Origin of the sequence: Paenibacillus sp. BT-177 (assembly GCF_025846815.2) — a bacterium.
In the GTDB taxonomy this organism is placed as follows: domain Bacteria; phylum Bacillota; class Bacilli; order Paenibacillales; family Paenibacillaceae; genus Paenibacillus; species Paenibacillus polymyxa_C.
The window spans coordinates 400,429-413,862 of record NZ_JAOYTP010000002.1; the positions used below are offsets into that span (position 1 = coordinate 400,429).

At 49.5% G+C, this 13,434-nt stretch carries 15 protein-coding genes; all 15 read right to left on the minus strand.

Features of this window, described 5'->3' with window-relative positions; translation table 11 throughout:
* Positions 1-2: 2 nt before the first annotated feature.
* Positions 3-650 carry a hypothetical protein gene (locus OIU26_RS08075; RefSeq protein ID WP_075153661.1) on the minus strand — a complete coding sequence of 216 codons (648 nt, stop codon included), beginning with the start codon at positions 648-650 and terminating at the stop codon, positions 3-5.
* Positions 651-653: 3 nt separating this feature from the next.
* Entirely contained in the window at positions 654-4,181 is a 3,528-nt protein-coding gene (locus OIU26_RS08080; RefSeq protein ID WP_264216484.1) for a tail tape measure protein, read from the minus strand.
* A 158-nt stretch (positions 4,182-4,339) separates the two neighbouring features.
* Positions 4,340-4,774 carry a hypothetical protein gene (locus OIU26_RS08085; protein WP_075153659.1) on the minus strand — a complete coding sequence of 145 codons (435 nt, stop codon included), beginning with the start codon at positions 4,772-4,774 and terminating at the stop codon, positions 4,340-4,342.
* A gap of 63 nt (positions 4,775-4,837) precedes the next feature.
* Positions 4,838-5,284, minus strand: a complete 447-nt coding sequence (locus OIU26_RS08090; protein ID WP_013372007.1) for a phage tail tube protein — start codon at positions 5,282-5,284, stop codon at positions 4,838-4,840.
* A 3-nt stretch (positions 5,285-5,287) separates the two neighbouring features.
* Positions 5,288-6,640: a phage tail sheath family protein gene (locus OIU26_RS08095; protein ID WP_264216485.1), complete on the minus strand. Its 1,353-nt coding sequence runs from the start codon at positions 6,638-6,640 to the stop codon at positions 5,288-5,290.
* On the minus strand, positions 6,621-6,881 hold the full coding sequence (locus OIU26_RS08100; protein WP_264216486.1) for a hypothetical protein: 261 nt from the start codon (positions 6,879-6,881) through the stop codon (positions 6,621-6,623). Before OIU26_RS08100 ends, OIU26_RS08095 begins: the two co-directional genes overlap by 20 nt.
* Positions 6,878-7,372 (minus strand): hypothetical protein, encoded by a 495-nt coding sequence (locus tag OIU26_RS08105; RefSeq protein WP_264216487.1) that lies wholly within the window; start codon positions 7,370-7,372, stop codon positions 6,878-6,880. Before OIU26_RS08105 ends, OIU26_RS08100 begins: the two co-directional genes overlap by 4 nt.
* Complete coding sequence (locus OIU26_RS08110) at positions 7,372-7,866, minus strand: HK97 gp10 family phage protein (RefSeq protein WP_013372011.1); 495 nt, start codon at positions 7,864-7,866, stop codon at positions 7,372-7,374. The genes OIU26_RS08105 and OIU26_RS08110 overlap by 1 nt, the downstream gene beginning before the upstream one ends.
* Entirely contained in the window at positions 7,853-8,179 is a 327-nt protein-coding gene (locus OIU26_RS08115) for a hypothetical protein (RefSeq protein WP_164965221.1), read from the minus strand. Before OIU26_RS08115 ends, OIU26_RS08110 begins: the two co-directional genes overlap by 14 nt.
* Entirely contained in the window at positions 8,176-8,595 is a 420-nt protein-coding gene (locus tag OIU26_RS08120) for a hypothetical protein (protein WP_264216488.1), read from the minus strand. The genes OIU26_RS08115 and OIU26_RS08120 overlap by 4 nt, the downstream gene beginning before the upstream one ends.
* Positions 8,528-8,890, minus strand: a complete 363-nt coding sequence (locus tag OIU26_RS08125; RefSeq protein WP_264216489.1) for a Rho termination factor N-terminal domain-containing protein — start codon at positions 8,888-8,890, stop codon at positions 8,528-8,530. Before OIU26_RS08125 ends, OIU26_RS08120 begins: the two co-directional genes overlap by 68 nt.
* Positions 8,890-9,825, minus strand: coding sequence for a phage major capsid protein (locus OIU26_RS08130; protein ID WP_164965219.1), 936 nt, complete (start codon positions 9,823-9,825; stop codon positions 8,890-8,892). The genes OIU26_RS08125 and OIU26_RS08130 overlap by 1 nt, the downstream gene beginning before the upstream one ends.
* Positions 9,826-9,849: 24 nt before the next feature.
* Positions 9,850-11,088 carry an XkdF-like putative serine protease domain-containing protein gene (locus OIU26_RS08135; RefSeq protein ID WP_264216490.1) on the minus strand — a complete coding sequence of 413 codons (1,239 nt, stop codon included), beginning with the start codon at positions 11,086-11,088 and terminating at the stop codon, positions 9,850-9,852.
* Between the two features lie 24 nt (positions 11,089-11,112).
* The gene (locus OIU26_RS08140) at positions 11,113-11,943 is read right to left on the minus strand and encodes a phage head morphogenesis protein (RefSeq protein WP_264216491.1); all 831 of its coding nucleotides are present in this window, start codon (positions 11,941-11,943) and stop codon (positions 11,113-11,115) included.
* Complete coding sequence (locus OIU26_RS08145) at positions 11,936-13,432, minus strand: phage portal protein (protein ID WP_264216492.1); 1,497 nt, start codon at positions 13,430-13,432, stop codon at positions 11,936-11,938. Before OIU26_RS08145 ends, OIU26_RS08140 begins: the two co-directional genes overlap by 8 nt.
* Between the last annotated feature and the right edge of the window lie 2 nt (positions 13,433-13,434).

Sequence of the window (13,434 nt, forward strand, 5' to 3'; positions counted from 1 at the left end):
CATCACTTCCCTTTCGCCTTGGAAACCTTGTCTGATATTCGCTTTTTGGAACCGGTATAGTCAAAAGCGCCCCTAGCGTTCGGGTCCTCCTTGGCCTTTTTGCTTTTATCCTTTGCCTTCTTTTTTTTATCATCTTTTTTCTTATCATTTTTTTTGTCCTTTTTGCCCGTAGTATTAGGGCGGCTTTTGGACGATTTGGTAATAACCGTACCTGGCTTGAGAACCTGCTTAGAGTTGGAGTAAGAGACGATTTTAACAGGCTTGTACTCCACAAATGAATAGTTACCGTGAAGATTTCCCTGTCCGTCCTTGTACGTCTGATCCATCCCCTCCAGGAGCATCGTTTGGCTAAACAAATTCTCAAAGTTAAGTACAACGGGTTTACCTTTCCATTGCTCCAGCAGCTTCCACGTTACTTCTGGTGTTTTATACGTGACCGTCTGCTTGCTATCCGTTTCCCAAATTTCTTCCCAATAGCGTGGAAGGATAGCAGAAAAAGAAACCCGTTTCACCTTCGAGACGGGTTTCCCTGTGCGTTCCTGACCAGTTATGACAGTGAAGGTTTCAACTTCATTGCCTCCGGTTATTTGAATCTCTGCCGGTGTGATGGGAAAAGTAAGGCGGATTTTGCCTTGCGATAGTGCCAACATGGCTTACCCTCCAGTCTCCAATACTTTCATCATTTCTTCACCAAACACTTTACGGATCAACGCACGACCTTGAGGGCTGGTGAGCATCTGTGCGAACTCGGCAAAATTACTAATGCCCTTTGCCATCTCTCCGAAATCAATATTGATGTTACCTATTGAAACAGACATCGGCCCGGCAGGGGCAGGCTGAGCAAGCGTCTGAGCCATTGGCATCATGCTAGCCGTACCAATCAAGCTTGGCCGGCCGACTTGTCCTCCGTTGGCATAAGGACGTACACCCATGATTATTCCAGCACGTTCCCACAGCTCGCGGCCACGATCTCGTCGGCTGGCCGATAACGGAATAATCATCTCCGGTCCAGCTTCACCAACTAATCCAACATGCGGACGGGTAATATAACCACCTTGAGCATATGGACGTGGCTTGGGTTTCGGTGTAGTACCACCGCCTCCACCACCTCCAGAATTGGCATCTTTCGCATCCTTTAATTTTTTCAAGGTTACAGCAACGCTGCTGACAACGGAAGATAACGTGGGGAACTGGCCGCGCATACCAGCAATAAAATGGGATATAAGATCACTTCCCCAGCTATTGCCCTGGCTCGATACGTTTTTAAGTGAGAACAGATACTGCCTCGTCTTATCAACAGCCGATTTCGCCGCAGCGCTGACACTATTAAAACTTTGTTTATTTTTTGCTGCCCCTTTTGCCACCTCATCCGCGTTGCTCTTAGAAGCGGTTCCTACATCTTTAATACTCTTCTGGGCTTTGCTACTGTCTCCCATCTTCCAGACAACGCCCCACGCATTTTTAAGCGCATTAAGGCGTTGCTTAACTTCTGGTTGCTCGGCAACAGTTTTTAGTCCCTCTTTAAGACCTTTATCGACTATGCTTTTGCGCACATCGTCGCCAATCTGTTGAAGACGCTTCTGCTTCTGCTCAGTCAGATTGTTGATCGTAATTTTGGCTTCAGGAGGGGGACCGGGTTTCTCTTCCTTCTTGCCTGTGAACCAGTCTTTAACACCGCCCCAAGTGTCTTTTACTGAATCAAAGACACCAACAGCCTTGTCCACGACCCAACGCGTAGCGCCACTCTCATCCGCAAATTTACCGATCTTCTCCCCCACGATATTCCCGATGTATGCACCTGCCATCGTACCGAGCGGCCCAAGAACAGACCCAAAAGCCCCGCCAATAGCACCGCCAGCTACACCGCCAACCATAGCACCGCCCTGAGTAGATACAGCCTCGCGTACCCCCTTTTCCTTAGAGGCTTGGTAGAGATCATATGCGCCGGCTGCTACGCTTGCTACCGTACCAACAATACCGCCAACTTTAGCCGCTTTACTTGCTCCTTTTAGGAAGCCTCTCAAGCGGCCACCGCCAGAAGGCGGACTCGGTGGTGGCGGTGGATTTGGAGGAACAGGACGACGGACACGATATGGATTATCACGCGATCCCCTGGGGCTTGGGTTCGGGTTAGGTGGATTTGGTGGAGTAGGACGAGGTCCATTAATACGTATGCGACGTCTACCGCCTCCTGCTCCCCTACGTCCTCCACGTCGGTTCCGCCTACGGTTGCGATCTCTGTCGCGGTCACCACCATCACCGCCGCCGTCACCGTCTCCACCACCGGATACAGACCCGTTAATATAAACTTTGGTCGCATTAACGGTCATCGAAGCAACAGAGCGTAAACCGCCAATACGATCATCGACAGGGTTACGGTTTCCGCTCAATTGGCGTCTGACACCGCGACCGCCCATTCGCTCCCGTATACGGGCAGCACGTTGGGCTGGTGTTTCTTCGGGTGGTGGAGTTGGAGGTTCGGGAGGTTTCCGTCGAATCCAATTCCAACCGGCTTTGACTCCCCTGCCTGTTGCATTTGCCCCCGCTTTCCCCTTCTCTCCTACCCATTTAGCAGCAGTCGAAAGATCATCGTTGAACTTCTTTACTCCTTGTGCAAAGGACCATAACTTCTTAGCTACCAGTACAGCAGCCAACCCCATTAAGGCAGTATTTATGGCTTTAAAATGATCTTTATAGAAGCTAGTCGCTCCGGTTATGGCACTGGTTATCCCCATGCCGAGCGCCTGAATGTTGTCCTTATTCTGCACCAGTAATGCGTTAAACTCCTTCAAAGCTGGAAGGGCTGCTTGAGCAATATTGGTTCCAATCTCTTGCATTTGCAGGCTCATTTCAGCACGAGTTTGCTTCATTTCCGTCATCGGATCAGCAGCTTGCTGCTTACGAAGCAAATTATCAGTCGTTCCTTTCATGTCTGGAGCCTTTTGAAAAGCCGTGCCAAACGTCTTCAGGATAGAATCAGCATTGTCCTCACCAGCACCGGAACCCAAAGTGACAAGGGATTGTTTTAGCTGGCTCCGCGTTTGACTAGCCAAATCCCCGACCAATGCCGCAATGGCTCCCTGCGCACGCTGTTTATCACCTGAATTGATATCATCCGTAAAGGATGACGCCTGACGTTGGGCCTCATCCTTCCCTGCTCCACGACTGATAAAGTAATTCGCCATATCCCCTGTATTCAGCGCTTTGACGCCAAACGTCTCTTTGAAAAAATCGGCTGGCTTGTCGAAGTTGAAGGCTCCACCCTTCACCGTCTGTGTTAGAAAATTACTCATTTGTTCTGAGTCGGTGCCGCTGCTGGAGAAATACGGGCTGTATTCCCAGAACGTATCGAACAGATCCTGTTGTTTGTCGCCCACTTCCTTATAGGCGTACATCATAGAATCAGCCACTTGGCTGTAGGATTCTTTAAAACTGTTAGACGCTTGAGACAGCGCCCGCTGTACTTCCTCAGCTCCGGCATCCGGGCGAATGTACTGGATTTTAGCAGACGCACTTACGAAGTCACTCATCTTGGATTTGTCCTGTACTAAAGGAGCTGCATCCGCAAGTTGTCGAGTGCCTTCCACTCGATCTGGAATAATGGCCTTTCTAACCAAGTCATCTACCGTACTAAGGCTCTGCTGACGATAGTTTTCTGGCATGTAAGCCGCACTTCGCGCCGCCTCACGGCTGTAATCGGACACGCCCCCAAACATAGAGTCACCCACGCCGCTACCAAGCACAATCCCACCTGCCAACGCTGCCAACGCTGAAATCTTGTCGGATACCTGGTCAACGACTGGACTAATCGAATCCTCGGCCCGTAGCTTAACATGAGCGTCCCGGATACTGCGTATTTCCGAATCTGCCCTGTCAGCGGAACGCCGAAGATCATCAGCTCCAGCACGCGCACGACGAAAAATATCATCGAGTTGGATCTGATTCATACGCCGTACTTCGTCGGACGCGCCATTGATCCGTCTACCTAGATCGTCCGCTGACTCCCTCGCCCGGCGGCTACCAGATACAAAATCATCGAACATGCTGCCCGATGCCCGACGAAAATTCATCAGGTCGTCATGTGCGCCCTGAAGCATACGCCGCATATTCCGGACAGCGCCGGTTATCATATCTCGGGCCTCAAACGGTACCGTAACTGATGTAGTTGCTATTGTTCCCACCCCCTTCCTGTTCTGACGTGACTATTTCCTATTTAGACGCGCCATTTCTTCCTCAGCGATCATCGACGCAGCCAGGCAAAAATAATACTGGCGCTGTTCGTCTACTTCATATGGCAAGACTTCGGCAGGTAATTTCTTTTGGTTAACCCAAAAGTGGGCTACCCAGCTCGCTTCTCCGTCTCGCCGGATGAGTTTTTTGCGTCATTGAGGAGAGAATCCTGGGTCTCTTTGAAATTACGCACAGCCTTGCTGAGTGCAGCATAATCATCCGCATCATCCAAAATGCGCGGTGGCAATTCAAATTTACTCGTTGCACCGTATGCTTTTAACAGGTCTTTGTTATTCCAATCAAATTCGTGTTCAGTAGCTTTGACGATCATCACGTCAACTTCCGTGTAAAAGGGAGATGTTGGTTTTCCGTCTTCGTCGTAAGCAAGTTCATAAACCCGACGGGTTTCCAATGTAGTCAAACGTTTTATAGACCAATCCTCACCATCAGCCGGTACTGAGATAAAGTCGTCTTTACGGTCTTCTTTCGCTTTGGAAAGGTACTTCTGCAATCTATCGTTTTTGTAGTTTTGTTGGTTGCTCATTGTTATTTCCTCCATATTGGTTGTATTTAAAAAAAACAAAAAGAGAGCGAATAAATCGCCCTCTTACTCCCACATATAATCCGGGAACTTTTCAACAAAATCGAAGTCCGTCGCCGTGCCCTCTAAAGTAATATCGATGCCGTTGTTATCGTCGATTTTGGCAATCAGGATGTCCATTTCTCCGTGGATGTGGACACCAGTAATTAATACTTTCTCCGTATTGCCTGTAATACGGTCTTCTAATCCGCCCGTAATACGTGCCAAAAACATAGTCTTACCCGCTTTAAAATCCTCCAGCAAACGGTAGCGCAGCCGTGATTCTAATTTGGACATGACGATTTTGACCGGGATTTCGTAACCCGTCAATTGCTTTGTTTTCGTCATACGGCGTGCTCTGACAATATCCAATGTTTCCGTGGTGAGCTTGACCTCAACCTCTTTGACAGTATGAATATCCTCGCCGTTGTCGTCTTGAAGCGAGAGGTTTCGCCCAATAAGTTCGCGTTCCATCTATTATTCCACCTCCCAGTCTGTGTAGAAAATTTCGATAGCATCCAACGGCTTAGCCCCCAGTTTGAAATAAGCATAATCATTTTCGCTAGTCTTATCGGGGTTTTCTGCAAAACTGAATTTGTCTGCAATGGCCTTCTGCTGAGCGCGGATTTTGAGATATTCCAACACAGCAGCAATAAACATGCCGCGGCCTTCTTTGTCGTTATCCAGCTTGGCCTTCCAACGCTTGCCCGCTTCGTAGATATCGTTCATTACTTGGTCAATCGTAGCGGATACGCGAATCTTCCCAAAGTCCTCACGCTCATTTGGTCCGATCGTGGTCAGAGTGTTAATAGCAGATTCGATAATGTATTTGTAACCATCTCGTGTAGCCATCAGCGTTCCCTCTGCCAGTCCTTTTAGTGCCTCAGTGTGGCTCCAGTCCACTTTTGCCAATGTCATAGGCACTTCAACACCCGTAAATGACTTATTGGCAGGTGTACCCGCAACCAGCCCAGCCACCCATGCAGCCCATTCGACGGATGTGTAGGTCTTGCCGCTGGTGTGTTCACCAGCCAACGAACAGTTAATTACATAACGGGCATTCATGGCCCGTGAACGTGCGTTGTGCGCCTCAATGTCGCCGTCCGTAGCTGCCGGGCCAGCGACAACCAACGTCGCCAGCTTGTGGCCCTTATCACGGCGATCCAGCAACCATTGTTTGGCGGAAGCTTGTACAGCCGGATCAGTAGCGGAAAGATAAATAGTATCAAACGTCAGGCCGTACACCCGGTTGAATATGCGATTCCAGTCGGTCGCTGCCAATGTGGCCGTGCCAGTTGTACCGCCATCCAATTTGGTGTAAGCCACGTCTGCAAGGACAGCAGCTCCAGTATCTTTAAAACGGACCATAGCGGACTTTTTAAGAGCTTCCACAGCAGCGTCTTTGTCAGCCACTAAATACGTTTCAGTATCATAGATACCTTTAGTGTCGCGGACCACGATCTCCTTTTTGGTGTCGTCTATTAATGCAGGACGCACCATATATTCAAAGTCGTTGCCTCGTGTTCCTGGATAACGCGCCTCAATAGTGTAGCTGTCAGTAACAGCGACAGATGCAGCCTTTTCTTCCCCGTTTGTAACCCGGTAGCCGATAACAGTCGCCCCGCTTTCGGCAGCAAGCTCCAGTACATCAACAAGCTTGCCGGACTCCTTTAGGCGCTCTGAATCATCAGCCATATCTACGGCTTGGTTCGGCGCGCCCCATTCGGCCTGATAGGGAATGAGTACGCGGCCAGTTGTTGGAACAACCCGAGACCGTGCCTTTACTAGCAATTCAATGTACGCGCTGGGCCTAACCCGCTGAATTGTCATTTGGCGTTTCCTCCTTTGGTTTTTTCACTTGTGGTACTTCTGGTTTAACAGGCACAGAAGCAGGGGCTTCCTTGACCGGATGCAAATACGCATCCAGTCTTTGCTCCACTTCTGCCCGCGAAAGTAAAACGTCAGCAGCGCAATCAAAAAGAGCGCCCGCAATCTCGTAAGGCTCTGCCTTCAAGATCGCTGCGCTCTCTATCCATTCCTGCTTATTTCGTTTGTTTAAATCGTCAGTCATGCGTCAAATTCCTCCCCGTTGTGACTGATATAAAAATTGTTAATCTTCTGAATTGGGCTGCCATCGTCATTGACCAGTGGCTTCGGTACACTGAGCAAATACGAGTACCTAAAGGTGACCTCTACTTGGTCGGCCTTTTTCCGGGTCCGTGGCGGATCAATGACCAGCACAACCCCAAAACGCTTGGATGCTACGTTAAACCGTTGCTGCCGCAAGTAGAGGAACAACGGGTCAAGATCAAGCGGTATAGGCTCCCCCTCGTCCTGCTCGTCCGCTCGTTCCTTGTCATAGTGGAACACCAGCCCCACATCTTCAATGATCCGATCAGCTCGCGGCGTGTGAACCTTGTCCGAAACAAGATCCGTCTCGATAAACACGGCAGGCAGTTTAAAATCACCAGCCAGCCATTTAGACCGATCCCGCAAGATAGAAAGTTCAGGATACACCCGTCGCACGATCTCGGCCCAAGCTTTTAAACCAACATCCATCATCAGCGCAACATCCTTTCCAGCTCAACCTCTAACCGCCGCATGATGAGTTGGTTCATTCCTCCCTCAAGGTGCTCCACAGCAATATCAAAATAATGCCTGCCGATGAAGCTGCGCGGCTTTGCCATAAACCCAGTCTTGGCAGACGGATCATATACAAATGAGCCGCCACCATTCCAGTAACCCGGCACAAAATGTTTCTTCTCAATGGTGTAACCATCATTGACCAATTGTGCATAAGGCAGGTTGGAACCAAGCTCCAGCGTGATCGCATTGCGGTCTACATCCCATTCCCACACGTTATTATTGTCGCCACGGGAAAAGGACTGCCACATGGCCCCGGTGTCGATCAAGCCCTGGCGGTCAATTTCATCAATGATTAGATTGAGCAGTGTTTCCCCAGCTGCCTCCGCGATGTTACGCAAAATACGTTCCATCCCTTCATCAGCTATACGACGGAACCGCCGGGCCAGTCCATCGAAATCATGAACGGTCATTTCCCTTCACCTCACATGTTACAAGCAGCTCGCGCCAGTAACGACGCGGAATGGAGTCGATCACCAGGTATCGGCGGCCTAGCAGCACCACTTCGTCACTTAGTTTAACGTCAGCTTGTTTCGGAATACCTATCGTCTTTTTGACGATGTACATTACCGGCTTAGAATCTGCTTTGGCTTCCGTCGTAGTTGTCACGACAAAGCATTTTACGTCAGTTATCTTACCGGATTTCCGATCGTCGAATAGGTCGTCATCATCTCGTTTTTGACCAACACGATACACGGCCAATGGCGTTTTAAACCGGTGATTCATAGCACGTATGCGGTGATGTTACCATCATCCGGTCCAGTCTGCTTTTTCACCCACAGAAACAGGATAGCGTCCACATCAGCATTACCCGTTGTTTTGCCTTCCACAGCCTGACGGGTGTACGTCCAAACACCATCGCTCTCGGACGCATAATTACGCGCCACGGATGCAAGATATTCCTCGCTGTCCTGCAATGCCAATCCCTCCGCCAGCTTGGTCCAAGCCAGCATAATCTGCTTATCAGGTTCGGCCGGGAAGGGAATTGGCAGATACAGTTCAATACGTACTTGCGCGTCATCAATGTATTGCTGTAGCAGCTCAGCCGGTGCCTCTTGGATCGGGGTTACCCGGCTACGCTGTTGGAGGATTGTTGGCGTCAGCACTTTTACCGTCAGCCCCTTCCGGTTTCGACGGATCATCTGCAGATGGCGTATTATCGGAAGGCTTACCACCGCCACGTAAAGCAGCAATTAGATCAGACTTGTTCATGCTGCCGAATCCTTCAATGTTCGCAGCCTTAGCCTTGTCTTTAAGTTGGACGAGGGTCAGGTCTTCCAGCGGAATAACCTTTTCTTCCTTGATATCAAAATCCGAGCGTTCACGTAGCTTTTTAACGACCTCACCTTGTTCAACCTGCACCGGGACTTTGGCCGGGAACCGGATGCCGTAAAGCATTAAAGAAGTGTTCTCTCCTCGGTACGTGATATATGCCATCAGAACGTCACCCCTTCTACGAAAGACACTGCTGCCGGCTCTTCGAAAATGGAATCAAAGTCGGAATGAATAGCATAGAAACGTTTATCCGCATAAATAGCCTCTTTGCCTTCCGTGGTCTTGCGGATTTGCATGTCATAGGTGTTCACCAGGGCAAAGTTTTGGTGATATGTGAAGAGCACTTTACCTTCAGGTATGTGTGGCACTTCCACAACGTCGTAGGAGTTAATTGTCTTCTGAGCACCCATAATTTGAATTTGAATTGAAGCGCTGGTATCCTTTTCAGCCAGCTTTTGCAGCCGTTCGCTGAAGGTGTTGGGGTGCATGAAGTATTTAAATACCCCACCAGTGCGCAGACGAGTCGGGATGGACCGTTCCAATTCAAAAAAGATACCGAGCTTTTTCTCAGCTGGGAGCGTCGTCCAGTCGACATAATTCCCCGTGGTCTTGGCCAGCTTTAGCCATCCGTCATTGATTTTCAAGAAATCATAATCCGGGTCGGTATTAGCGGTGGCTGTATCCCCATTGAAGCCCAAATCCTGCATGTTATCGCCATAGTTTTTGGTCATAGCTGCCAGGATGATTTCCTCAGCATTTTGACCGCGTACGCGCCCAGTCTGACGGATAAATTCCTCCGTAATTTCGAATGGAAGAACTACTGGAGCCACTGCGTAAGGCACCTGTGGAAATGTAGGTGCGGCTGTATTCGAGGCCATGACATTCTCCACTTTGCTCCGAAGGTTGCGACCAGTTACACCAATTTTATCAATTGTGCCTTTGGCGCTTTTACGATTGATTGTGCGAATACCTTTCAAAAACTCCGTAGTTTCGTACGCCATCGCCATGAATGCTTCTACTTGCTCGTAAGTAAGAGCAGTCTGGTCCATCGGTGTAACGATGGCAGATTTTTGAATGATTTGTCCATTTGTTCTCATATTTGCTTGTCTCCCTTCATGGTATTAAAGCAGGCCGCCGAAGCTTACGCCGCCAGTAGATTTTTGAATTTCGTCTACGATACCGCCTTGAGCGGAACCACCACGGCTGTTCTTTACAACTTGTACGTCAGTAGCCAGCGCTTGGACCTGCTCAGTCAGCGGTGCTAGTGCCTTTTGTATCGCGTCAGTCAGCTCGTTTGGTTGCGGTTCAGCAGGTGGTTCTGTTCCCGCTGGCTGCCCAGACTCCGCCCCTTCTTGCTTCTTTAATTCAGTAACTTGCGTCGACAGGGCTTCTACCTGTTTGGCAATTGGTGCTACGGCAGCTTGTACAGCCTTTGCAATATCTTCTGTGTTCAAATCGTCGTCCTCCTTAGGCTCAGCTTCTTCAGCAGGAGCAGTTTTTGTTTTTAATTCGGTCAATGAAGCAATGGCATCATCAATGTGTTTCAGATTGTCCGCAGAAATCTTCTTCCCAGCTTTGGCGATCTTCTCAGGTGGGCTACCGATTGCCTTCACAATATCTTCTTGAATGAGCACTTCCTGAGCGATGTCCACAAAGTCCTGAAGGGCTTCGCGGATTAATTGAGGGTCACTCTCCATGCCGCTCTCCCAACTATCCCAACGAAAAAGAACCGCATTCAAGGCATCCTGAGCAGCCCAAAATTCGCGGTTCTTACGGTTCTTATTGTATTTGTCAGCGACTGCGCCTTTTTCAATCAATCCCATTGCACCGAGCGCTTTAACGATTTTACTCAAGAGCCCTTTGGATACCTCCCCGTCTTCCTTGATCTCTTCCCGCTTACCGACACCCCACATGGAGAAGCCGGTAATCTCGCCTTTCTGAATATCATCCCAAGTGTCGTCATCCGTTACCTTTACCCCGGCCACCCAAGAGCCTTTAATAATAGTTTGTTCACCGATCTCCATGTCACAAGGAGCAATATAGGATTCGACTACATAGCCTTTGTCTGTGTCTAAATCATGTTGCTTGTCAATGTTGTAGGTATGCTGTTTCTCCATGAATAGATGCGCGGCCTTCTCAATTTCCTCCGCATCCATCTGATCCCCATGAGCGTCAGCCACGTCCGGCTGATATACCACACCGATTACAACCCTTTTAGCATCGTCAACCTTCGCAATCTGCACTTGCTTCTGGATGGCATTTTTCCCGGCAGATTTAATGATTGCAAATGGAACACCGTTGGCTCCTTTATCAACCAGCGAAATATGAGTAATCTTTGCATCCTTCAATTTAAAGGTCATGTTCTCTTTCACCTCCCCTCATAATTAATCCAGTACCAACTGCATAGTGCAGCGGCAATTAACAATCTCCTTTGCCTCCCCCGCTGGATCACCGGGATACATCAGTTTGCTGTCACCGACTTTAAACGGTTCATCCAGCGGAACTACCTGACCATTGGCCTTGCGATGGCTCTTGCGGGTACGTGTTCCAGAAGCAGACCGCCATTTCTTGCCCTTGGCGATTTCGGATTGCTTCCAGCCCTCCAGCTTGCCACCGTTGGCCGCTGCTGTGCTCATGGTTCTGGACACGCGTTGCGCCCGTTGCATGCTGAATGGACCATCTTCCCCGCTGGCAGCCTGTGCGCTGACCTCTTGCACCAACAAAGCTCGTTCCGAAGGTGTAGCCCCTTCCTCAATGGCTTTGCCGAAGCTGCGCAGCAACACATCCGTAGATGCTTTGTTCATGTCGGGAACCAGCTTCTTGAGCTTCTTCGCGAAACGACCAGCAGCCTTGTTGCTGGTGCCCCAGACCTTTTCTTTGTCCAGTGCCACCAGTTCCGTTTCACCGGCCAAGTGAAATAATGGCTCGAAGGCTTCCTGCACAGCCTGCTCAAACAGCTCCGCGAATACATCCGTGGTATGCAAGGCAATAAGCACCTTACCCAGCTCCCCGATATCACCCAAGGCATCCTCGCTTAGTTCCGAAATGGCATCATGAAGGGCTTGCCCCTGTAGCTCCAAAATCTCAATGATCTTTTCCTCGCCCTGCTTGTACAATTCCTCAAGTACCTTACGTTCAACATAGCTCAGCTCAAGGCTATCAAGAAATTCGTCATCGTCAGCTTTGGCAATCAGCGCCCAACAGGACTCACACATGCAAAGCTGCCTCCTTGTCAGCCTGTTTTAACAAGCGTTTGGCAATTGTAGCAATACGATTTTGCATGTCGTCTGTGTCCGTGTCTGGCTCTGGTTCAAGCAATGTGGGCTGACTGGCTGCAAGCTGCGCAATCGGCGTATCCAGATATTCCTCGCTGAACTTGGTCTCATCAATCGTTGTACCAAGTACATCCTCGGCAATCGGAATCAGATCCCGCACCAGCATAATGCCCCGGTCAGCGATAAAGTCCAGCATAGCTTTGCGATCCGCAGGGTCAATGATCTTCGGCCCTCTCAACACGGCACGCACTCGGAAAATGTCCATAGCCGGGAACAGGCGTTTATTAAATATCTCTGCCATAATCCATTTGCGGTATGGCTCAAAAACCTGTTCCTCTGCAAACCGTAGAGCTGCATCGGCGGTCGCCCTGTTGTAATCTGAGCTTTGACCGACCAAGATTGGAGGCAGCCGGAAGGCCGACAAGATATCAGCCTTCTTTTCCTTGCCATACTCCAGAAATAGCGCGTCTTGTTGCAGCAGGTCATTGAGTTTTTCCAATTTAATCTGCACTTTTTCAACCTTTTCGTCCATCGGGCCGCCTGTTTCTTCCCCTTTTGCCTCCAAATAAAGAATGCCGCCCTGTGAGTTGGAACCTTTCACATTTTTAAGGAGTTCCATTGATTGCTTGGTAAGACGACCATTGGTGACGGTCAAAATCATGGACAGCATCCGTCCGTTGCTAAAGTAATTCACATTCAATTCCTCAGCTTCCCGGCTGCCGACCACACCAGGCGCATTGCCAAACCAGCGCGGCTCCCCATAGGGACCGTCATGACCGATACGAAGCGGGATGATCTGATTTTCCTCCCTACCTTCCTCTGCCTCCGTACCAAATAAGCGAAACCATACGACGGAAGTATTACGTTTCATCGCATATCGCCGGGTGTAAAGCTCCTGTGAAAACTCCTCTACTTGCTTTGTGGAGCTGATTCGACGTTTGCGCTTGATAGTCGCCTTGGTACTTTCCTTCGTACATCGGACGTATTTCGGGTTCATTCGGAAGATGGTCGGGAACTCTGAACCTAAAGGCCAAGCTACCTCAACATGAGCCATTCCCGTACTTTCCAAATCGTCAATCAACTGGCTTATGATTTCGTCCGGGGTATCCTCCAGATTGCAGGTTTCAAGGAACTTCTCTGCCTTGTTCCAATCATCCAATGCGGTTTTGTCATTTTCGCCCGGCAAATACTCCAGGGCAATACCATAACCAGCGATATTGCGTTTGTATGCCTCTATGCATTGCGGTATGATGTTGGAGTTTTTGACCAGCAGCTTGCAGGAAGCAGGGTCATTGCCGAGTGCGAAGGGTAACAGACCGTGGAGATCGTACAGATCGTCAAATAAATCCGGCAATTGAGCACTGGAAGGTATATGCCGTTCGTCGTCCGCCTTGCTGATCTGAAACCATTGTGCATTTCCTTCACTCATTG